We start from the raw sequence: 21,291 nt of genomic DNA, 5'->3' as shown, positions 1-21,291 counted from the left end.
GGACATTGTGCGACTATTGGATGCGGTGCTGCAACCCGCTGTCTTAATTGATTGATTCGGTATTAACAGCGAAAGTCGCGGGCGCATTGCATGCACCCGCACAGCTCGGATTGGATTATTTGTCCGCTAGATCGCCCAACGCATCAATCAGCGTCTGAATCTCATTTTCATAATTCTTCCAGCGCTTGACCGACGATTTGTAGATCGGTTGGCGAACCTGCCAGCGGCTGGGCGTATTGACCGAACCATCCCTGTCGAAAAAACGCAGGCAGGCGTCATCCCAGGGCAGCCCAAGGTAATCTATGAGGCGGCGTGACTGCGCCTCCTGATCCTCGACCAGCGTTTCGTAGCGATTTTCGAAGATAAGGCCTGGAAAAACCTCGTTCCAATGGCGCATCAGTCGGTCATACTCGCGGTAGTACAGACCTAGTATCCGCAAATCAGTATTGTAGCTGTGTCCTTTGTTGAAGCTCTGGACAAAGCAAGAGACGCAATTGTCGATGGCATCACGGCGACAATGAATGATGCGCGCGTTGGGAAAGAGAAGGCCGATAAGGCCGATCATTTCAAAATTGTGCGGCATCTTGTCCACCACGCGAAGCGCGGCAGGCGCCCACTCCCTAAGGTAGGACAGATGCTCTTCCGCCAACTTTCTGGACAGATCTTGCGTGACCGACATGACCGGCCGGCTCAAATCGCCGGCCGATGAGGTTTTAAGGCCGATTGCATTGGCGACCCGCCTTAATTTGTTAAGCTCGCCTGCCCCTTGAACATCGGGATGGCTGGCGCAGATCTGTTCCGTGAGCGTTGTGCCCGACCGCGGCATACCGACCACGAACACAGGCACTTCGGAAGGATTTCCATAGCCGGCCCTGGCCGCCAGAAAGTCCGGCGTGAAGGTTTCAATCAGGGAGTCGATCCAGCGGCGATACAGATTGATGTCGAAGGTGTAGCCGGAGGCCCGTTTCCCCCTATTGAAATGGTCGAATGCCTCACTGTAGCGCTTGAGGTCGTTCAGTACCTTGCCGGCAGCGTGATGGAGCTTGTAAGCACCGTCCGGATCAAGCTTGGGATTGCCGAGTTCACGCAGGATGGATTGGAGTTCCTCCGGCTCTTCGGTGAATTTTTTCGTCTGTACGAGGTCGTGGTAGGCAGCCGGCACGTCGATGCGACGTCCGATTGCTTCTTTCAGAAAGGCGGCGGCCTCATCCATGCGCCCCAGGCCGCTGAGCGCGCTGGCCAGCCCCGCCCGCACTTTGGGATGATCGCGGTTGATCTTGAGCGCTTTCTCGTAAAGCGGCAAAGCCAGGTCGGGTTTGTCAAACTTGGTGTAGGCGCGCCCCAGTGCACAAAGCACTTCGATAAGTCTGGGCTGCAGTTCCAAAGCATACAGCATATGCTTGATGGCTGGCGAATATTCGCTGACCTTCACATAGGCCTCGCCGAGGCTGAGGTGGTAGTAAGGGTTTTTAGGTTCCTCGCCGACCGCCCGCGCGAAATATCGCAAGGCCATCTCGTCATCGTAACGCTGGTACAGGGTCCCCAGGATGTACAGAGCGAGCGGATGGTTTGGCGTGCGCGCCAGCACCCGAAGGCACAGGTCCTGAGCCTCGTCGAGCCGCTGGGCCTGCTGAAGGGCATAGGCCTGGTTCAGCAGCGCTTCGTCGGCCTGCGCTCGCGATTGAGCGTTTCCTTGGCTCACTGTCGGCTTGAGTATCGGCCCCTTCGCTTTCGGCGTGGGCCCGGGCTTGATGTGCTTTGACCAAGCAGGCGGGAGACGGTTGTTCATGATATCTCGCTAGCAAAAAGAGCCGGATGAATCCAGCGTTACGGATCTGCCCAGCGGCAACTTGCACCGACCCATCCGGCGCGCTAGCAAGAAGGCCCTTTTCAAACGAGCTTCCACCATGCCCCAGCGCCCTCCCCTCATGCCGCTCATCGCAGCGCTTCCCTCGACGGTGCCGTTTGTCGGCCCCGAAGCGCAGGAGCGCGAGCGTGGCCGCGCTTTCCGCGCCCGCATCGGCGCCAATGAGAGCAGCTTTGGTCCCTCGCCGCGCGTCACCGCCCGGATGGCCGAGATCGCCGGCGACATGTGGATGTATTGCGATCCCGACAATCACGATCTGAAGCTGGCGGTTGCCGCCCATCACGGCCTAGAAGCCGAGAACGTCGTTGTCGGCGAGGGCATAGATGGCCTGCTCAGCCTTGTGGCACGCATGTACGTCGCGCCCGGCGATGCTGTGGTCACCTCGCTCGGCGCTTACCCGACCTTCAACTTCCACATTGCCGGTGTCGGCGGGCGGCTGGTGACAGTTCCTTACGAGAACGACCGGGAAAGCCTGGATGGCCTGCTGGCGGCGGTGCGCAAGGACAAGGCCCCGCTGGTCTATCTCTCCAACCCGGACAATCCAATGGGCAGTTGGTGGGAGGGGAGCGAGATCATCCGCTTCATCGAGGCGCTGCCGCAAACCACCATGCTTGTGCTCGACGAGGCCTATGGCGAACTCGGGCCGGCCTCGGCGCTGCCGCCGATCGATATCTCCAGGCCAAACGTCATCCGCATGCGCACCTTCTCGAAGGCTTACGGGCTGGCGGGCATACGCTGCGGCTATGCGATCGCCGAGGCCCAGGTGATCCGCGACTTCGAGAAGATCCGCAACCATTATGGCGTCAGCCGCATGGCGCAGATCGCCGGCGTCGAGGCGCTCGCCGACCAGGACTATCTCAGAAGCGTGGTGGCGCGGGTCGCGGCCGGCCGCCGACGCATCGCCGGCATTGCCGAAGCGAACGGGTTGAAGCCACTGGCGTCGGCGACCAATTTCGTCACCATCGATTGCTGCGGCGATGGCGCCTTCGCGCTGAAAGTTCTGCAAGGCCTGCTGTCGCGCGACGTGTTCATCCGCAAACCGATGGTGCCACGGCTCGACCGCTGTATCCGCGTCAGCGTCGGTCTCGATCACGAACTCGATATTCTTGCCGAGGAGTTGCCTGGCGCGCTGGCAACGGCGCGGGGGAACTAGAATCGCGTCTGCAAGCAAACCGGCAGCAAAAGCTGCCTACAAATCCATTTCCCAGGTCTGGCCGGTCAGATCCTTGCCGAAGCTGTGGTGGTGCTCCTGCGAGACCAGCCTGAAGCCGGCACGTTCGTAGATCGCGCGCGCCGCAACGAGGATATCGTTGGTCCACAGCACCAGCTTGGCGTAGCCGCAAGCCCGGGCCTGGTTCACGCATTCCGCGACCAGTCGTTTGCCGATGCCGAGGCCGCGCGCCGGCGACTCGACATGCAGCATTCTCAGCTTGGCCACTTCGTCGTCCTGATGAACCAGGAACACCGCGCCGACCGGCTCACCACCGCGCTCGGCGATCCAGCAGAAATCGCGGCCGGGCACGAAATTGCGAATGAAATCGGCGCCGATCTCGGCGAGCATGGCCTCGAACTCGATCGTCCAGCCATATTCCTCGGCATAGAGTTGGGCCTGGCGCTGCACGACCCAGCCGACATCGCCGACGCGATGCGGCCGCAACGTCACCTCGCTGCTGTCACGGGTGGGATCGCCCAGCAATTCCCCCGCCTTGCGCAAGGCGCTGCGCAGTTCATGCAACCTGTCGTCGGGGACGCTTTCGATCAGCCGCGCCGTGTCCCGATCGGCCGCCGCTTGCAGTCTGGCAAGCGCTGCCTCGCCTCGTGAGGTCAGCGAGAGGACCCTTCGGCGCCCGTCAGCCGGGTCCGTTCTGGCCTCGGTCAGCCCCTGGCCCGCGAACTTGCGCAGGATCCGCGTCAGATAGGCGGCATCGACACGCAACTGTCTTGATATTTCAGAGGCCGCCGGGCCATTCTCCAGCCGAAAAGCCCCAGCCAGGAAACCTCGCTCGCCCGCGATTTCGGCGGAAGCCGGGTTGCTGCGGTGACCCAATTCGAACAGCACGCGCGCCTCGGTCAAAGTGAATGCACTTTGTGTCAGCGTCTCGTCGAGAAGGCCGACGGTGCGCGTGTAGAAGCGATTGAAGCGCCTGACATCGGCCACCAATGCGTTGCGTTCGTCCAACATCCAGCCAACTCCCAATAGGGCAGCTCCATTTTTCAAAATTAATGGACTGAGTCAATGAAATTTCAAAGCCAGAGGGCCCAGCTATTGCGTCGTGCGCGCAACTCTCATGTTGCATTCCCTGAGCCATGCACCAGATTTTAACGAGACAGGCTTGGAGAGATTCATGACTGGTCATCGCAGGAAAGTGCAGGCGCGCATCTACGGCAATGTGCAAGGCGTCGGCTTCAGAGCATGGGCCCGGGATGAGGCCACAGGCCTTGGTCTTGCGGGCTGGGTTTGCAATGAAGCGGATGGGGCCGTAACGACGCAAATTGCAGGCCTTGATGAAGCGGTCTCGACAATGATCAAGCGCCTCTGGGAAGGGCCGGCCGGAGCTTCTGTTTCCAAGGTCGACATCGAGGAGTTGGTGGCAGAAAACGCTTCTGTTGGGTTCAGGATCGTTGCATGAAGGTGAGTTTGGATTGGCGTCTTGAATTAATTGAACGTTCGTTTTATTATTGCTTCGCAGAGGAGCTGACATGGCACGCACCGCTGGGTCCGATGGCGAAAAGACAGAAGCGACCATCCGTGAGGCGGCGGTCAACCTCATCGCGCGCCTTGGCTACGAAGCGATGTCGATGCGCCAGTTGGCCGCCGAGGTCGGCGTCCAGGCAGCCGCGCTCTACCGCTACTTTCCAACCAAGGAAGAGCTTCTGTTCACGCTGATGCGCGAGCACATGGAAGGTCTGGCCACAGCATGGGAAGCAGCCCGGCCGGCGGATGGAGATCCGGCGCAACTGCTCTCCGCCTATGTGCGCAATCACATCGCCTTTCATATCGAGCGACGGCACGCCACGCATGTGTCGAACATGGAATTGCGCAGTCTGTCGCCCGAACGGCTGACACAGATACTGCGTATGCGCACGGCTTACGAGAAGGAGTTGCGCGCCATCCTGCGCGACGGCGACGAGACGGGCGCTTTCAGCATCGACGACACCGGGCTGACGGCCATGGCGCTGATCCAGATGATGACCGGCGTCATCGTCTGGTTTCGGCCGGGCGAACGGCTGTCCATCGCGGAAGTGACCACGACATATCTTTCAATGACAATGCGGCTCGTCGGCGCGAAGATCGACGCCTACAGCGCCGCGCGTCCCTTCGGACGCGCAAAGGACGCTGCAGCATTTTGATTTCGCGCATGATCCCTTTCCGAAAATCAAAGTCGATTTTTCGGGGTCATGCGCAGGGAGGAGAAAAATGTACACCAACACGCTCAGCTTCGGGCATGACGAGGAGATCGAGGCGCTGCGCGACATGGTGCGGCGCTTCGCCCAGGATCGCATTGCGCCGATCGCCGCCGACATCGATCGCTCGAACGAATTCCCGGCGCATCTGTGGGGCGAACTCGGCGCGCTCGGCCTGCTTGGGATCACCGCCAACCCCGATTTCGGCGGCAGCGGCATGGGTTATCTCGCGCATGTGATCGCCGTCGAGGAAATCTCGCGCGCTTCGGCCTCGGTCGGCCTCTCCTACGGCGCCCACTCCAATCTCTGCGTCAACCAGATCAACCGCTGGGCGACGACGGCGCAGAAGGAAAAATTCCTGCCGCCACTGTGCTCGGGCGAGCGTGTCGGCGCGCTGGCGATGTCGGAATCCGGCGCCGGCTCGGACGTCGTCTCGCTCAAGCTGCGCGCCGAAAAGCGCAACGACCGCTACGTGCTCAACGGCACCAAGATGTGGATCACCAACGGGCCTGACGCCGAGACCCTGGTCGTCTACGCCAAGACCGACCCGGACCTGAAATCGCGCGGCATCACCGCTTTCATCGTCGAGAAGGCTTTTGCCGGGTTTTCCGTGGCGCAAAAGCTCGACAAGCTCGGCATGCGCGGCTCCAACACCGGCGAACTGGTGTTCAGGGATGTCGAGGTGCCCTTCGACAATGTGCTGCATGAGGAAGGGCGCGGCGTCGAGGTGCTGATGTCTGGCCTCGACTATGAGCGCACGGTGCTCGCCGGCGGCCCGATCGGCCTTATGGCGGCGTGCCTCGACGTGGCGGTCCCCTATGTGCACGAGCGCAAGCAGTTCGGCCAGGCGATCGGCGAGTTCCAGCTGGTGCAAGGCAAGTTGGCCGACATGTACACGACGATGAACGCCGCGCGCGCCTATGTCTATGCCGTCGCCGCAGCCTGCGACCGCGGCCAGACGACACGCAAGGACGCCGCCGGCTGCGTGCTGTTTGCCGCCGAGAAGGCGACGCTGATGGCGCTCGACGCCATCCAGCTGCTTGGCGGCAATGGCTACATCAACGACTATCCGACCGGCCGCCTGCTGCGCGATGCCAAGCTCTATGAGATCGGCGCCGGCACCAGCGAAATCCGCCGCTGGCTGATCGGCCGCGAGATCATGGCGGAGGGGGTATAGCATGGCTACGCTGCAAACCCAGATATCCCCCTCCTCCGAAACCTTCCGTGCCAATGCCGAGCGCATGCGGGCGCTGGTCGCCGACATTGCGGAGAAGGCGGCCACCGTCGAGCGCGGCGGCTCGGAGGAAGCGCGCGAGCGGCATGTTTCGCGCGGCAAGCTCCTGCCGCGCGAGCGCCTCGCGCAATTGCTGGATGTCGGTTCACCCTTCCTCGAGATCGGCCAGTTCGCCGCTTGGTCGATGTATGGCGAGGAGATTTCGTCGGCCGGCATGATCGCCGGCGTCGGCCGCGTCGAGGGCACCGAGGTGATGGTCGTCGTCAACGACGCCACGGTGAAGGGCGGCACCTATTACCCGCTGACGGTGAAGAAGCATCTGCGGGCGCAGGAGATCGCGCTGCAGAACAATTTGCCTTGCATCTACCTCGTCGATAGCGGCGGTGCCAACCTGCCCAATCAGGACGAGGTGTTTCCCGACCGGGAGCATTTCGGCCGCATCTTCTACAACCAGGCCAACATGTCGGCAGCCGGCATTCCGCAGATCGCCTGCGTCATGGGTTCCTGCACGGCGGGCGGCGCCTATGTGCCGGCGATGTCCGACGAGACGATCATGGTGGGCAACCAGGCGACCATCTTCCTCGGCGGTCCGCCGCTGGTGAAAGCAGCGACCGGCGAGGATGTCAGCGCCGAGGATCTCGGCGGCGCCGATGTGCACACCAGGCTCTCCGGTGTTGCCGACCACTATGCGCTGGACGACGACCATGCGCTCGCCATCTGCCGCCGCATCGTCAAAAACCTGAATCGGAACAAGACTGTAAGCCTAAACTTACAGAGATCGATTCCGCCGCTTCATCCGGCGGATGAACTCTACGGCATCGTGCCGACCGACCTGCGCCAGCCCTATGACGCACGCGAGGTGATTGCGCGCATCGTCGACGGTTCCGAATTCGACGAGTTCAAGCAGAATTACGGCACCACGCTGATCACCGGCTTTGCCCATCTCCATGGCATGCCGGTCGGCATCATCGCCAACAACGGCGTGCTGTTTTCCGAAAGCGCGCTGAAGGGGGCGCACTTCATCGAACTGTGCTGCCAGCGCAAGATCCCATTGGTCTTCCTGCAAAACATCACCGGCTTCATGGTCGGTCGAAAATATGAAGCAGGCGGCATCGCCAAGGACGGCGCCAAGCTGGTGATGGCCGTTGCCACCGCCCGCGTGCCAAAGGTGACGATCATCATCGGCGGTTCGTTCGGCGCCGGCAATTACGGCATGTGCGGCCGCGCCTATTCGCCGCGCTTCCTGTGGATGTGGCCGAACGCCCGCATCTCGGTGATGGGCGGCGAGCAAGCAGCAACGGTGCTTGCCATGGTCAAGCGCGAAGGCATCGAGCGCAAGGGCGGGGAATGGAGCGCCGAGGAAGAGGCGAAATTCAAGAAGCCGATCCTGATGAAATACGAGCATGAGGGCCATCCGCTCTATTCGTCCGCACGCCTCTGGGACGACGGCATCATCGACCCTGCGAGGACCCGCGACGTGCTGGCGCTCAGCCTGTCCGCTGCGCTCAACGCCGAAATCGAGGACACGCACTTCGGCGTGTTTCGGATGTGAGAATGGACGGTCAACTTCGACGGACAAACGGCGGAACTATACCAGCAGGCCGTTGCTGCCGTGCGAAAAGGCTGAACTGTATGGAACAACCGATTCATCAGCATAGGCGGCTTCGAATCTCAAACAGTGAACTGGCGGCGAGGCAAAATATTCGATACTGCTTATCCAGCATGGGGCAATGGGGACGGGCTGGAAATGAAACTGAAATATTGCCAGGGAACGGCTGCTTCGATACTTTCTGTATTTCTAATATTAACATCGACCGGCATCGGCTCGGCGGAATCGCTCGCGGGACGCAAGGGAGACGTGCGTTTTCCGCCGACCTTGGGTTCGGGCGAATGCAACGTTGCCTACAAGGGCTACGTCGCGGCGAGCGGCCATTCGGCCTACGCCACAACCTTTTATTCGCGTGTCGTCGACCTCTACATTGTCTGCGGGACGAAGCTCAACGCGCCGTCCCAGAAGGCGGCGGAAGAGACGGCGCTGCGCAATTGCCAGGCCGGCTTGACACGGTGGAAGCTCAAGACCGCGAGTGGCGGCTGCGCAATTTCGTCATCGAAATAGATACTACCGACCGCAAGGTAGAGCACTCCCTTGGTAAGGGAGAGGTCTACGCCGAGGGCTGGAATGGCTCGCTGGACAGTACCCCCCTCTGTCCTGCCGGACATCTCCCCCGCATGGGGGGAGATCGACTGTCGCTATCGCTTTCGCCAAATTCCAACATTGAAAGTTCGCAGCGAGGGCAAAGCTGCCAATCTCCCTCCTTGCGGGGGCCGGCAGGACAGAGAGGGGTGTTCAAGCGCCCTGCTTCCCATGGACTGCGAGCCTTACATGCGGAGGCTCCATGTTTGCCAAGATCCTGATTGCCAATCGCGGCGAGATCGCCTGTCGTGTCATCCGCACGGCTCGGAAACTGGGTGTGCGCACTGTCGCCGTCTATTCGGATGCCGACGCGAGATCCCTGCATGTCGAGATGGCCGACGAGGCGGTGCATATCGGCCCCTCGCCCGTCGGCGAAAGCTATCTGCGCGGTGACAAGATCATCGCCGCGGCCTTGACTACCGGCGCACAAGCCATTCATCCCGGCTACGGCTTCCTGTCGGAAAATCCCGATTTCGTCGACCAGGTGACGGCGGCGGGGCTCATTTTCATCGGCCCGTCGGCGGCCTCGATCCGTGCCATGGGGCTGAAGGACGCGGCCAAGCGTCTGATGGAAAAAGCCGGCGTTCCGGTCGTTCCGGGCTACCATGGCGAGGCGCAGGAGATCGTGCTACTTGCCTCCAAGGCACGCGAGATCGGCTATCCCGTGCTGATCAAGGCACGCGCTGGCGGCGGCGGCAAGGGTATGCGCCGGGTCGAGCATCCCGATGAGTTTTCCGAAGCGTTGTCCAGCGCGCGGCGCGAGGCGAAAGCTGCGTTCGGCGACGACCGTGTGCTGGTCGAAAAATATGTCGACAAGCCGCGCCATATCGAAGTGCAGGTGTTCGGCGACAATTTCGGCAACGCCGTGCACCTCTACGAGCGCGACTGCTCGGCGCAGCGCCGCCACCAGAAGGTGATCGAGGAATCGCCCGCGCCCGGCATGACCGAGGCTTTGCGCAAGGCGATGACGGATGCGGCGGTGAAGGCCGCCAAGGCGATCAATTATTCAGGCGCCGGCACCATCGAGTTCATCGTCGATGCCTCGCAAGGCCTGAAAGCCGACCGCTTCTGGTTCATGGAGATGAACACCCGTCTGCAGGTCGAGCACCCCGTCACCGAAATGGTGACCGGCACCGATCTGGTCGAGTGGCAGTTGCGGGTCGCCAGCGGCGAAAAGCTGCCGAAGACGCAAAGCGAGATCGCGCTTACCGGCCATGCCTTCGAGGCGCGCATCTATGCCGAGGACTCGGCAAAAGGTTTTCTGCCGGCAACGGGCACGCTGCATCATCTGAGATTTCCAGACGCGGCCCCGCAAGGCGCCACGATGCGCATCGAGACCGGCGTGCGGGCGGGTGACGCCATCTCGCCGTACTACGATCCGATGATCGCCAAGCTGGTCGTCCACGCCACGGACCGCCAGGCGGCTCTGGAAGCGCTTGGCGCGGCGCTATCCCGGACCGAGATCGCCGGCTCGACCGTCAACACCGCCTTTCTTGCCGCTCTCGCCGCCGATCCGGATTTCGCCGCAGGCGACGTCGACACCAGCCTGATCGCCAGGTACCAGACGGCGCTGACCGAGGTCGCGCCGCCAAGCGGAGAAACCATAGCCGCGGCCGCAGTCGCAGCCTCGGGGGCCGGAGCATCGCCGTTGTCAGACGATCCGTGGTCGTCGCTTGCCGGTTATGCCCATTTCCACAGCGTGGCGCGACGCACATGGTTGAAGTTCGGTGAAGACGATATCGCGGCGAAGGTTTCGGTGCGGCCGGATGGGCGCTTCCAGGTCGCGCTGGACAAGCCCTATGACGACACCAATTCGCATGATTTTCGCTCAACATCACGCCTCGCCCACTGGCCAGGCCACATCACCGTGTTCGAAGGCGCCGTTGGCTACACCTTCGCCGTGCCGGACCCGTTGGCACGGGCCGATGAGGCGGCGGCAAGCACCGGCAGCCTGCGCGCGCCGATGCCGGGACTGGTCAAACTGGTGCGCGTGGGAAAGGGCGATACGGTGATCAAGGGCCAGCCGCTGCTGATCCTCGAGGCGATGAAGATGGAGCACACCATCGCCGCGCCGCATGACGGCGTGATCGCCGAGATCGCCACCGAGGGCGCGCAGGTGACCGACGGGACGGTGCTGGTGCGGTTCGTCGGGGAACAAGCCGCCTCGACCGCTGTAGCCAGCTGACGGTTCGAAGGTAAAAAGAAAATGGCCGGGACGGACCCGGCCATTTCTCTACGCTACTTGGTCGCCAAGTCGGCGATTACTGCGCGATCGGCGCGTATTTGCCGTCATGCCACTGGTTGATGTCGTAGCTGGCATTCTTGAGATCGCCCTTCTCGTCGAAGGTGACATCACCGACAACGGTGCTGATCGGCGTGCCGTTCTTCAACGCTTCGGCAACCTTGGCCGGGTCGTCGCTGCCGGCACGCTTGATGCCTTCGGCGAATGCCTGGATGGTGGCGTATGAGAACAGCGTGAAGCCCTCCGGCACGAAACCGCCGGCCTTGATCTTCTCGACGGCAGCCTTGGCTTCCGGCTTTGCCTGCGGATCCGACGGGAAGACGAACATGGTGCCCTCGCCGGCCGGGCCAGCGACCTGCCAGAATTCCGGCGAGGCGATGGAGTCCGGCATGATCAGCTGGAACTTCAGGTTCTGTTCCGCCGATTGACGCAGGATCAGGCCAGCTTCAGGATGGTAGCCGCCGAAATAGACGACGTCGGCTTTCAAGTCCTTGAGCTTGGTGACGAGAGCCGAATAGTCCTTCTCGCCAGCGTTGATGCCGTCATAGTAGACCTCCTTGAGGCCGCCGGCATTCATCGTTGCCCTGACGGCGTCAACCACGCCCTGTCCGTAGGCGCTCTTGTCGTGCAGGACGACGACATTCTTGCCGGCAAACTTCTTGGCGATCCATGGGCCGATGAAGGCGCCCTGCGCATCGTCACGCGTGTAAAGGCGCATGATCGTCGGCCAGCCGGCCTTGGCGGCCGCGTCGGTCAGCACCGGGTTTGACGAGGCCGGGCTCATCATCAAGGCGCCGGCTTCGGCATAGACGGCCGAGGCCGGAATGCTCGAACCCGAGCAGGCATGGCCGTCGATGAACTTGACGCCATCGGCGACGACGCGGTTGGCAACCGACACGGCCTGCTTGGGATCGCATTGGTCGTCTTCGATGCTCAGCTTGATCTGACGACCGTCGACACCGCCCGCGGCGTTGATCGCATCGGCGGCAGCCTGTGCGCCCTGCTTGAACTGATCGCCGATGGTGGCGAGCTGTCCGGTCATCGGGCCGATCACCGCAAAGGTGATGTCGTCTGCGAATGCGACCGGCGTGCTCAACATCAGGCCGAATATGGCCGCGTTCAAAATACTCAATTTTTTCATGATGGTAGAACTCCTCCACTCACGCGCGGCCGCCCCGGCCGCGCTTCTTCCAGAGAGGCCGGACAATTTCACCCTTCATTGAGCCTGTCTAGGCGCATTGGCGCCGCTCGATTGGGCCTGCAAGACGTCATCCACGCAAAAAGCCACGCCAGCCTTGTTCCGGCTGGTCGTGACTTTTTTTGCCCGTCGAGCAATCTCCGGGCGCTCTCGCGCCTAAGAATCCCGCTCGCCTTCCCCGTGTCGCGCACAGCTGAGCCTTGCGGCCTGCCGCGTTCTTTCTCTTGCCTTCGCGACCGTCTTGCGCGGCCTTCAATTTCGCCGGGTCTGGCCGTCTGTGCGGCCTTGATCCCGGAGCTTCCCTGTCTTCGATGGACCTGTCTGCGATTGGCGGATTTTAATGCATGGTCATCCATTCGCGGGCTTCGCGAAGCGCCGTGGCGATCTCGACCTTCGACATGGCGGCCGACAGTTCCGAGCGCAGCTCGGCGGCGCGGGCCGAGCCCTTGATTGCGGCGATGTTGAACCATTTGTGGGCGGCAACGACATCGGTCTCGCAATCGCGGCCGGTCGCATACATCATGCCCAATTCGAAAAGGATGTCGGCCTGGGCAGTTGCTCCCATGGCGCCGAAACCTGCTTCAAGCATTTCAAAACGTGCCATTTCAATCCCCTGTTTTCCGGCCCCTGTCAGGCTTCCGAGAGCTGCCTTCTTTCGTCTTGCCGGCTGCTCTTCCGATGCTTTCGAGAATGCCGTGCAGGCTTGAATCCGCCGTTAAATGGCGTGCTTAATTTGAGGAAAACAAAGCTAAAACAAGAGGTAAACGCCGAAATTCGTTAAGGATACAAACCCAGCAATTCAGCCTGCTTGCGTCAAATTTGACGAGAGTTTTCTCACGCGGAGGCAAGACTTCGCTAACCACGGCAGACAAAGGCGATGCGCCGAACGTTTCATTTCGTCGTCGAGGAGGCGCTTTCAGGCGGCTTCAAAATCCCAAAGTCTTCCGCTACGGCACCGCTTTTGTTTTGCCGGGAGCTGGATTAGCTTACGTTTGCGTAAGCGGCAGACCGGCGAGGCGGAGCGTCCGGCCGGACATCCACAGGGAGGAAGACATGTTTCGAAAACTGAGCCTGGCCCTTGCGGCCACATTGATCGTGGCGGGTGCGGCATGGGCCGATCCGATCGAAGGCAATTGGAAGACGCAGGCCGGCGAAACCGCGGCCATCGCCGGCGGCGGCTCGTTTTCCATCACCCTCAGGTCCGGGAAATATGCCGGCAAGACCATCGGCTCGCTCAAGGCGACGGGCGACAACAAATATGCCGGCAACATCACCGATCCGGCAAACGACAAGACCTATTCGGGCAAGGCGACATTGTCGGGCAGCTCTCTCAAGATGAGCGGCTGCGTGCTCGGCGGACTGATCTGCAAGAGCCAGACCTGGCACAAGCTCTGATCGACCGCACCCTTACGACATGATGACGGGGCCTCGACGGGCCCCGTTTTCGTTTTGTCGACACATCCTGCGCCGGTGATGCTCGATACCCGCCGGCGGCTATCCAAACCGACGCCGGCGCCGTCGAAGCCCCGTCAACCATCTTGAACCGCAGATGAACGCCGGCATCAGAGCCGGTTCAGTTGCATCAGGGCATTCTCCGGCGTGTTGAAGGAGACCGACCCAATGCTTGCTCGCCGCTTCACCATCGTCTGCCTGCTGGTGAGCCTGTTTGGAATGTTCTTCGCCATCCTCGTCGCCGAAGCGGGCCGTCCGGCCCGCGCCTGGGACGAAGCCAGTTCCGGAACCTGCCGCCTCGCCTGCCCCACCCATCTTCGCAACTGAACAAAGAACCAAGACCTCGAAAAGAAAAGCTGAAACACCATGAACCGCATCGCCGCCAACGCTCTCAAGACCATTCGGCTTCTGCCGCGGGCGGCGCTTATCCTGGCGGTTCTGGCCGCTCCGGTTCTGGCCGTGCCGATGATGCGCTCCGATGCCGGCTCGACGATCGACGCACCTGCCCTGAAGAAGTCCGGCGTCGGCTTTGTGCTCCTGGTCAGCCTGCAGCGCGGTTGAAGAAAAACGGCGCTTTGGCCGCCTTCGGTCGCGACACCCCTCCCAAGTGCCGATCCAAGTCTCTATATTGAGCCATGGAAAAGCGAATCTACCCACAAGCCATCGAATCTGTCGTCATGCCGGAGCCTTTTGGCCGGCAAAGCTTTGATAGCGCCGAAAAGGCCGTCAAGGCACTGCAGGCGCTTTACGACCGCAACACCAAATTCCTGCGCGACTCCTTCGCAGAGCTGGCGGCAGCAGGCGGCGACAATGGCAAGCGCTACCGGGCCTTCTATCCGGAGATCGGCGTCACCACCAACTCATTCACCCAGATCGACTCGCGCCAGGCCTATGGCCATATGCCGACGCCTGGGCATTTTTCCACCACCATCACCCAGCCGGGCCTGTTCGAAAGCTACCTCGTCGAGCAGTTGCGCCTGATCATGCGCAATCATGGGGTTGCGGTCACGGTGTCGGAATCGACCACACCCATCCCGCTGCATTTCGCCTTCCTTGAAGGCACCCATGTCGACGGCGCGACGGCGGAGCGCATCAAGCGGCCGATCCGCGACCTGTTCGACGTGCCGGATCTCGATGGCACCGACGACCAGATCGCCAACGGCACCTTCGAAGTCGCCTTCGGCGAGCCGAGGCCCCTGGCCCCTTTCACGGCGCAGCGCATCGATTATTCGCTGCACCGGCTGTCGCACTATACGGCGACCACGCCGCAGCATTTCCAGAACTTCGTGCTGTTCACCAATTATCAGTTCTACATCGACGAATTCGTCGCCCGCGCCCGCGACCTGATGGCCAATGGCGGCGGCGGATACACGGAGTTCGTCGAGCCGGGCAATGTCATCACCAAGGGCGGGCAAAGCGCGCCCAGTGAAGGCGTCGCAGTTCCCCGCCTGCCACAGATGCCGGCCTATCATCTGAAGAAATCGGGACATGGCGGCATCACCATGGTGAATATCGGCGTCGGGCCTTCCAACGCCAAGACCATCACCGACCATATTGCGGTGCTGAGGCCGCATGCCTGGGTGATGCTCGGCCACTGTGCCGGCCTGCGCAACACCCAAGCGCTGGGCGACTATGTGCTGGCGCATGCCTATGTGCGCGAGGACCATGTGCTGGACGACGATCTTCCGGTCTGGGTGCCGATCCCGCCGCTGGCCGAGATCCAGGTGGCGTTGCAGGAAGCCGTCGCCGAAGTCACCGGCCTTACCGGCTACGACCTGAAGCGCATCATGCGCACGGGCACCGTCGCCACCATCGACAATCGCAACTGGGAACTGCGCGACCAGCGTGGCCCGGTCCAGCGTCTGTCGCAATCTCGCGCCATCGCACTCGACATGGAATCGGCGACCATCGCCGCCAATGGCTTCCGCTTCCGCGTTCCCTACGGCACGCTGCTGTGCGTTTCGGACAAACCGCTGCATGGCGAGTTGAAGCTGCCCGGCATGGCGACCGAATTCTACAAGCGCCAGGTGGCGCAGCACCTGACCATCGGCATCAGGGCGATGGAGAAGCTCGCGGAAATGCCGATGGAGCGGTTGCATTCGCGCAAGCTCAGAAGTTTTTCGGAAACGGCGTTCCAGTAGGCCGATACCACGCATCGCGTAGGCATTTCTCATCTTGATTGGGCCGCATTTCTGCCGATAAGCAGGCGGCATGGAGAGAGCGAGCTTCGGGACATTGCTGATTTCGGTTGCATTCCTGGCAATGCTGGCCTGTTCGATCGCGCTGGTGGCCGGGTTTTTCGGAACGCTGCATCCCGCCTTCGATTCCTTCTCGCATTTCCGCGTCCACCTTGCCGTGCTGATGGCGCTTTGCGCACTGCCGCTGCTGGCCACGACATTTCGCCTGCAGGCGGCCGTGGCACTGCTTTTTGCCGTGGCGGCCTTCGCCACCACTTCCGGGTCGCTGTCCTTCTCCCGCCTGTGGCCGGTTCAGGCCGCCTATGAAGCCAAGAACGAAGACCGCGCGATCTACAAGCTGCTGCAGATGAACCTGCGCTACGACAATCCGACGCCGAAGAAGGTGCTGTCGCTGATCGGCCGGACCAATCCCGACGTGATCACCCTGGACGAGGTATCGGCGATGTGGGCGACCGAGCTTGGCTATATCAGCAGCGCCTATCCATACCGGATCCTCTGTCCTTATCCCAACGGCATATTCGGCGTCGCGCTGCTCTCGCGGCGGCCCTTTGCCGCCGACACCGAGGCGCGTTGCGAAAGGCGCGGCGCCATGGCGACAGCGACCGTCGACTTCGGCGGCATCGACGTCGATGTCGCCGCGATCCATCTCAGTTGGCCGTGGCCACGCGAGCAGTACTGGCAGATCGGCGAGTTGACGGAGCCGCTTTCCGCGCTCGGCGAGACGGCCATCATGGCGGGCGACTGCAATGCCGCGCCGTGGAGTGCCGCCGTGCGGCGGGTCGCGGCGCTTGGCGGGCTGACCGTGATGCCGTCCGCCGGCCCGACCTGGATCCACATCAAGCTGCCGGACTTGCTGCGGCGCTTCGCCGGCCTGCCGATCGACCAGGTTTTCAGCAAGGGCGGCGTGACCATCCATTCCGCGACACGGCTGGAGGACACGGGCTCGGATCACCTCCCGGTCATGGTGGAGTTCTCACTCAGGCTGAACCAGCAAAAGCCGCTCGACGAACATGAAACCGCGACCGCGGCCATAAGCCAGACCGGCAAGACGCCAGGCTGAAGGATCAGGGCCTGACCAAAGCGATGACGAGATGCTGGACATGGCCGCCATCGCGATGCTCGCGCGCATCGAAAGCGAGCTGCTTGGCCTCATATGCGGCATTGGTGGCCTTGATACGTCGCTGTGCCTCGCGACGTGTCTTGTAGCAGAACCGGTCGTCGGCAATCCTGAGGCCGGAGATCGATCTTTCCGTGGCCCGCATCATCTCCCTGGCGATGCGGCCATGGGTTTCCTCATGGGCGCGGACGCCGGCGAAGAACCGCGTCCAGCGCTTCCGGAGCGTCGGAGTGGTGGCCGAGGCGACACGCGGAAACGTATAGAAGAGATTGAGCGTGCCGTTGGCACGCCGCAAGCGGCAAACGCCATTGTCCTGGCTGGTGTCAAGGTCCCAGTCCACTGCGTAGCCGGTCAGCGCGATGGCATGCGTCATGAAGCCGTGCTTCGGCCCCTTGCGGTCCATAGCCTGCATCAGCGCCAGCCCCGTGTTCCCGGTGATGTCGTAGGTCCGCGTCTTGACCACCACCCTGGTGCCGGCCGGGGCCGCCGAAGCCGAACCGAACAGCGCACCGATCGCCACAAGGCATGCCAGAACCGCCAGGCGCATTGGCCATCTCCTTATCGTCAAGGAATGGAACCATAACCGCGCGGCAGTTTCAACAGTCCTAATGTTCACATGCCACGGGAGACCCCGAGCCGACGTCGGGGTCTTTGCACGCTGTGGCCGGCGCGGGCCTACATGCCCTGGTAGACCGGGCCTTCTCCGCCTTGCGGCGGCACCCAGTTGATGTTCTGGTTCGGGTCCTTGATGTCGCATGTCTTGCAGTGGACGCAGTTCTGCGCGTTGATGACGAAGCGCACATCCTTGGCCGTGGGATCGGCGGCGGCATTGCCATCCTTGTCGACCCACTCGTAAACCCCGGCCGGACAGTAGCGCGTCGAGGGGCCCGCAAAGACATCGTGCTCGGACCGCTTCTGCAGTTCCATGTCGCCGACAAGCAGGTGGACCGGCTCGTTTTCCTCGTGATTGGTGTTGGACAGGAACACCGAGGACAGCCTGTCGAAGGTCAGCACGCCATCGGGCTTCGGATAGGCGATCTTCTTGTGCTGGGCGGCAGGCTCGAGCGTCGCATAGTCGGCCTTGCCATGCTTCAGCGTGCCGAAGGGCGAGACACCGAACAGCGTGTTCAGCCACATGTCGAGGCCGCCGAGGCCGACACCGACGATCGTGCCGAAGCGCGACCACAGCGGCTTGACGTTGCGCACCTTCTTCAAATCCTTGCCGATGTCGGTCGCGCGCCAGGCTTCCTCGTAGGAAGCGAGTTCGTCGTTGGCGCGCCCGGCACCGATCGCCTCTGCGACATGCTCGGCCGCCAGCATGCCGGACAGCACGGCATTGTGCGAGCCCTTGATGCGCGGCACGTTGACGAAGCCCGCCGCACATCCCATCAGCGCACCACCGGGGAAGGAGAGTTTCGGCACCGACTGCCAGCCGCCCTCGGTGATGGCGCGCGCGCCATAGCCGAGGCGCTTGGCGCCGTCGAAAGTCCCGCTGATCGCCGGATGGGTCTTGAAGCGCTGGAATTCCTCGAACGGCGACAGATAGGGGTTCTTGTAATTGAGGTGGAGGACGAAGCCGACCGCCACCTGATTGTCCTCGAGATGGTAGAGGAACGAGCCGCCGCCGGTCTTCAAGTCAAGCGGCCAGCCGAAGGAATGCTGGACCAGCCCCGGCCGGTGGTTCTCCGGCTTGACCTGCCAGAGTTCCTTCAGGCCGATGCCGTATTTGCCCGGTTCGCGGCCATCGGAAAGGTTGTACCTGGCGATCAGTTGCTTGGCGAGCGAGCCGCGAGCGCCCTCCCCGATCAGCACATATTTGCCCATCAGCGCCATGCCGGGTGCGAAGCCCGGACCGTGCGTTCCGTCCTTCTCGATGCCCATGTCGCCGGTGACGACGCCGGTGACGGCGCCTTGCTCATTGTAGAGCAGGCCGGCAGCGGCAAAGCCCGGATAGATCTCGACGCCGAGCGCTTCGGCCTTGGTCGCCAGCCAGCGGCAGACATTGCCGAGCGAGACGATGTAGTTGCCGTGATTGTTCATCAGCGGCGGCATCAGCATGTTGGGCAGGCGAAACGAGCCGGCAGGGCCAAGGACCAGGAAATGGTCTGATGTGACCGGCGTCTTGAAGGGATGGCCGTCCTCGTCGCGCCAGCCCGGCAAGAGCCGGTCGATGCCGATCGGATCGACGACGGCGCCGGAGAGAATATGGGCGCCGACCTCACCGCCCTTCTCCAGGACGACGACCGAAAGCTCGGGATTGACCTGCTTGAGGCGGATCGCGGCGGCGAGGCCCGCCGGTCCGGCGCCGACGATAACCACGTCGAATTCCATGCTTTCGCGTTCGATGTCGCTCATCAACCCCTCCGCACTGGCTTATCCCATTCGGGTATCTTGCTGGCTCCCGCGCTGCATAGCGCATCAATTGACGACAGGAAACCGGCGCATACGTGACAATGCCGTTTTGGCCAAAAAGTCGCGCATTGCGAGGCTGGAAGACTGCTTTTCGCCCGGCATTGCCTGCGAAGCGCGCGTTTTTAATTGTTCGACGGCTTGCTTATCGGCCATACTTCACGCCATGCGCATTCCTGGGCCAGCCGGCTTTTCATCGACGCGCTTTCTTTTCCCGCCCGGCCGGATCCGCCGGGCGCTCCTTTTGGCCCTTCTGATGCTGGCGCCGCATCACGCTGCCGCCGACGAAGTGAAGGTCTGGGCGGCAGGCGCCTACTCCTTCTCCGACGAGCTTGGCGGCTTTCGCATCACCGGCGCCTCGGGCATCGGGACGAAGGACGATCCGTTCGTCATCACCGAAGAGCTGAATTCGTCAACGCCGGTGACGCTGACGATCCGCACGACAAAGCCGATCCAGGCCTTCGGCAAGGCCGGCGAATTCGCCAACGGCATGATGTATATGCGCATCGAGGTGCTCAACAACAGCGGCCAGGCCTGGGTCGAATTCCAGTTCGAATTGCAGGAGATCCTGAATCGGCCGAGCGTGTTCGGCGACGGGCTTTCCTTCGACCAGCGCAACAAGACGCCGGACAATATTTTGTCGAGCAATTTCGCCGATTTCGATCGCGATTTCGAACCCTATGACCGGCTGCTGTTCCGGAATGGCAAGGTCGACCCGTTGAAAACCGCCAGGTTCGAATTCCTGATGACCGACTACACGCCGCGCTGGACCTTCTATTTGGTGCAGGATCCGCGCATACCGACGGGGTAGACATGATAGGAATTTTTTCTTGACTCGGTGACCTCAGCTATGGTACATTTTTGCCCATGGTGCTGATTTGCGCCAGTGACCCGCCGCACAGGCGGGTTTTTCGTTTGATGCTCCGTCAGCCAACGCGCCGGCGAAAGGCTCCGAAGGAACCCGTCAACCCGAGTTCGTTGCCCTGGCAAAGAAGCTGCCAGCCTTGCAAATTGCCGCCACGCGGACGAATGTGAATCGATGACTGCCGCTTCCCCAACCAACAGACCTGATATCGCCGACCTGCTGGCGTTTTACGCCAGCGTGGGCGTCGACGAGGCGCTCGAAGAGCAGCCGGTGAACCGGTTCGCCGAGGTTGCGCCAAAGCCGATGGAGCGCGCGCCGACCGCAGCGCCTTCAGGTGACACCGCCGCTCCGCTGCGCTCGACGAGCGTGTCCCGCGGCGAAGCCGGGGACAGAGCAAATGCACCACCCGTTGCGCGGTCGCCGTCTGCGACGACTGCGGTTCCCGATGAAGCGCAGGCAGCACTGGCCCGCCAATTGGCAACGACGGCAACGACGCTGGACGAGCTTCGCCAGCATATGGCGGCATTCGAAGGCTGCAACCTCAAAGCCACCGCCAAGAACCTGGTGTTCGCCGACGGCAACCCGGAAGCCGCCGTCATGCTGGTCGGCGAGGCACCCGGCCGCGACGAGGACATCGAGGGCCTGCCCTTCGTCGGCCGCTCGGGCCGGCTGCTCGACCGCATGCTGGCGGCGATCGGGCTAGACCGCACTTCAGTCTATATCGCCAACGTCATTCCATGGCGGCCGCCGGGCAATCGCACGCCGACGCCGCACGAGACCGAGATCTGCCGGCCGTTCATCGAGCGACAGATCGAGCTGGTCAATCCCAAGGTGCTGATCAACCTTGGCGGCCCGTCAGCCAAGACCTTGCTCAACACCTCGGAAGGCATATTGCGGCTGCGCGGCAACTGGCGCGTCCACACGACGGCATCCGGCATCGCCATTCCGGCAATGCCGACGCTGCACCCGGCCTATCTCTTGCGAACGCCCGCGCACAAGAAGCTGGCGTGGCGGGATTTTCTCGAGGTGAAGGCAAAGCTGCGGGAAGTTGGCTGAGGCTTGGCGAGTAGCCAATCTCCGACATGGATGCCGTACCGATAACCTCCGAGG

21 protein-coding genes are annotated in these 21,291 nt (G+C 62.2%); 14 read left to right on the top strand and 7 right to left on the bottom strand.

Annotated features, from left to right (window positions below):
* Positions 1 to 115: 115 nt before the first annotated feature.
* On the bottom strand, positions 116 to 1,789 hold the full coding sequence (locus NKJ11_RS16970) for a tetratricopeptide repeat-containing sulfotransferase family protein (RefSeq protein ID WP_352774689.1): 1,674 nt from the start codon (positions 1,787 to 1,789) through the stop codon (positions 116 to 118).
* Between the two features lie 118 nt (positions 1,790 to 1,907).
* Here NKJ11_RS16970 and NKJ11_RS16965 point away from each other — a divergent pair, with 118 nt between their 5' ends.
* Entirely contained in the window at positions 1,908 to 3,020 is a 1,113-nt protein-coding gene (locus tag NKJ11_RS16965; RefSeq protein WP_352630816.1) for a pyridoxal phosphate-dependent aminotransferase, read from the top strand.
* Positions 3,021 to 3,056: 36 nt separating this feature from the next.
* Here the strand turns inward: NKJ11_RS16965 and NKJ11_RS16960 are convergent, their stop codons facing one another.
* On the bottom strand, positions 3,057 to 4,049 hold the full coding sequence (locus NKJ11_RS16960; RefSeq protein WP_352630814.1) for a bifunctional helix-turn-helix transcriptional regulator/GNAT family N-acetyltransferase: 993 nt from the start codon (positions 4,047 to 4,049) through the stop codon (positions 3,057 to 3,059).
* Positions 4,050 to 4,212: 163 nt separating this feature from the next.
* On the opposite strand from NKJ11_RS16960, the gene NKJ11_RS16955 reads away from it, so the two are divergent.
* The 6 genes from NKJ11_RS16955 to NKJ11_RS16930 all read left to right on the top strand — a co-directional run bounded on the left by NKJ11_RS16955 (position 4,213) and on the right by NKJ11_RS16930 (position 10,885).
* The gene (locus tag NKJ11_RS16955) at positions 4,213 to 4,497 is read left to right on the top strand and encodes an acylphosphatase (RefSeq protein WP_128303021.1); all 285 of its coding nucleotides are present in this window, start codon (positions 4,213 to 4,215) and stop codon (positions 4,495 to 4,497) included.
* 70 nt (positions 4,498 to 4,567) lie between these two features.
* Positions 4,568 to 5,218 carry a TetR/AcrR family transcriptional regulator gene (locus tag NKJ11_RS16950; RefSeq protein ID WP_128303020.1) on the top strand — a complete coding sequence of 217 codons (651 nt, stop codon included), beginning with the start codon at positions 4,568 to 4,570 and terminating at the stop codon, positions 5,216 to 5,218.
* Positions 5,219 to 5,285: 67 nt separating this feature from the next.
* Positions 5,286 to 6,449, top strand: a complete 1,164-nt coding sequence (locus NKJ11_RS16945; RefSeq protein WP_128303019.1) for an isovaleryl-CoA dehydrogenase — start codon at positions 5,286 to 5,288, stop codon at positions 6,447 to 6,449.
* Between the two features lies 1 nt (position 6,450).
* Positions 6,451 to 8,058 (top strand): carboxyl transferase domain-containing protein, encoded by a 1,608-nt coding sequence (locus NKJ11_RS16940; RefSeq protein WP_352793819.1) that lies wholly within the window; start codon positions 6,451 to 6,453, stop codon positions 8,056 to 8,058.
* Between the two features lie 195 nt (positions 8,059 to 8,253).
* Positions 8,254 to 8,622 (top strand): hypothetical protein, encoded by a 369-nt coding sequence (locus NKJ11_RS16935; protein WP_128303017.1) that lies wholly within the window; start codon positions 8,254 to 8,256, stop codon positions 8,620 to 8,622.
* Positions 8,623 to 8,902: 280 nt separating this feature from the next.
* On the top strand, positions 8,903 to 10,885 hold the full coding sequence (locus NKJ11_RS16930; protein ID WP_128303016.1) for an acetyl/propionyl/methylcrotonyl-CoA carboxylase subunit alpha: 1,983 nt from the start codon (positions 8,903 to 8,905) through the stop codon (positions 10,883 to 10,885).
* A 76-nt stretch (positions 10,886 to 10,961) separates the two neighbouring features.
* Here NKJ11_RS16930 and NKJ11_RS16925 read toward each other — a convergent pair whose 3' ends face one another.
* Both NKJ11_RS16925 and NKJ11_RS16920 read right to left on the bottom strand, forming a co-directional pair.
* The gene (locus NKJ11_RS16925; protein ID WP_352793818.1) at positions 10,962 to 12,083 is read right to left on the bottom strand and encodes a branched-chain amino acid ABC transporter substrate-binding protein; all 1,122 of its coding nucleotides are present in this window, start codon (positions 12,081 to 12,083) and stop codon (positions 10,962 to 10,964) included.
* A gap of 394 nt (positions 12,084 to 12,477) precedes the next feature.
* Positions 12,478 to 12,744 carry an SEL1-like repeat protein gene (locus tag NKJ11_RS16920; protein WP_013532614.1) on the bottom strand — a complete coding sequence of 89 codons (267 nt, stop codon included), beginning with the start codon at positions 12,742 to 12,744 and terminating at the stop codon, positions 12,478 to 12,480.
* Positions 12,745 to 13,193: 449 nt separating this feature from the next.
* Here NKJ11_RS16920 and NKJ11_RS16915 point away from each other — a divergent pair, with 449 nt between their 5' ends.
* The 5 genes from NKJ11_RS16915 to NKJ11_RS16895 all read left to right on the top strand — a co-directional run bounded on the left by NKJ11_RS16915 (position 13,194) and on the right by NKJ11_RS16895 (position 16,850).
* Positions 13,194 to 13,535 (top strand): DUF2147 domain-containing protein, encoded by a 342-nt coding sequence (locus NKJ11_RS16915; RefSeq protein WP_023812839.1) that lies wholly within the window; start codon positions 13,194 to 13,196, stop codon positions 13,533 to 13,535.
* Positions 13,536 to 13,760: 225 nt separating this feature from the next.
* On the top strand, positions 13,761 to 13,919 hold the full coding sequence (locus NKJ11_RS16910; protein ID WP_164892865.1) for a hypothetical protein: 159 nt from the start codon (positions 13,761 to 13,763) through the stop codon (positions 13,917 to 13,919).
* A gap of 39 nt (positions 13,920 to 13,958) precedes the next feature.
* A complete protein-coding gene (locus NKJ11_RS16905; protein WP_128303015.1) occupies positions 13,959 to 14,153 on the top strand; it encodes a hypothetical protein in 195 nt (64 codons plus the stop codon).
* Positions 14,154 to 14,269: 116 nt separating this feature from the next.
* Positions 14,270 to 15,733, top strand: coding sequence for an AMP nucleosidase (locus NKJ11_RS16900; RefSeq protein ID WP_245273264.1), 1,464 nt, complete (start codon positions 14,270 to 14,272; stop codon positions 15,731 to 15,733).
* Positions 15,734 to 15,803: 70 nt separating this feature from the next.
* On the top strand, positions 15,804 to 16,850 hold the full coding sequence (locus tag NKJ11_RS16895; protein ID WP_352550640.1) for an endonuclease/exonuclease/phosphatase family protein: 1,047 nt from the start codon (positions 15,804 to 15,806) through the stop codon (positions 16,848 to 16,850).
* Positions 16,851 to 16,854: 4 nt separating this feature from the next.
* Here NKJ11_RS16895 and NKJ11_RS16890 read toward each other — a convergent pair whose 3' ends face one another.
* The 3 genes from NKJ11_RS16890 to NKJ11_RS16880 form a co-directional block, all read right to left on the bottom strand.
* Positions 16,855 to 17,454 carry a DUF922 domain-containing protein gene (locus NKJ11_RS16890; RefSeq protein ID WP_352793817.1) on the bottom strand — a complete coding sequence of 200 codons (600 nt, stop codon included), beginning with the start codon at positions 17,452 to 17,454 and terminating at the stop codon, positions 16,855 to 16,857.
* A gap of 128 nt (positions 17,455 to 17,582) precedes the next feature.
* A complete protein-coding gene (locus NKJ11_RS16885) occupies positions 17,583 to 19,262 on the bottom strand; it encodes an electron transfer flavoprotein-ubiquinone oxidoreductase (protein ID WP_352793816.1) in 1,680 nt (559 codons plus the stop codon).
* Between the two features lie 63 nt (positions 19,263 to 19,325).
* Complete coding sequence (locus NKJ11_RS16880) at positions 19,326 to 19,472, bottom strand: hypothetical protein (RefSeq protein ID WP_155930595.1); 147 nt, start codon at positions 19,470 to 19,472, stop codon at positions 19,326 to 19,328.
* A gap of 10 nt (positions 19,473 to 19,482) precedes the next feature.
* Between NKJ11_RS16880 and NKJ11_RS16875 the strand changes: the two genes are divergently transcribed.
* Positions 19,483 to 20,127: a hypothetical protein gene (locus NKJ11_RS16875; RefSeq protein WP_023812832.1), complete on the top strand. Its 645-nt coding sequence runs from the start codon at positions 19,483 to 19,485 to the stop codon at positions 20,125 to 20,127.
* Positions 20,128 to 20,355: 228 nt separating this feature from the next.
* Entirely contained in the window at positions 20,356 to 21,237 is an 882-nt protein-coding gene (locus NKJ11_RS16870) for a uracil-DNA glycosylase (protein ID WP_352793815.1), read from the top strand.
* Positions 21,238 to 21,291: the final 54 nt, after the last annotated feature.

This window comes from Mesorhizobium sp. M0243, assembly GCF_040321775.1.
Classification (GTDB): Bacteria; Pseudomonadota; Alphaproteobacteria; order Rhizobiales; family Rhizobiaceae; genus Mesorhizobium.
This window is presented reverse-complemented; position numbering and strand designations above follow the sequence as displayed.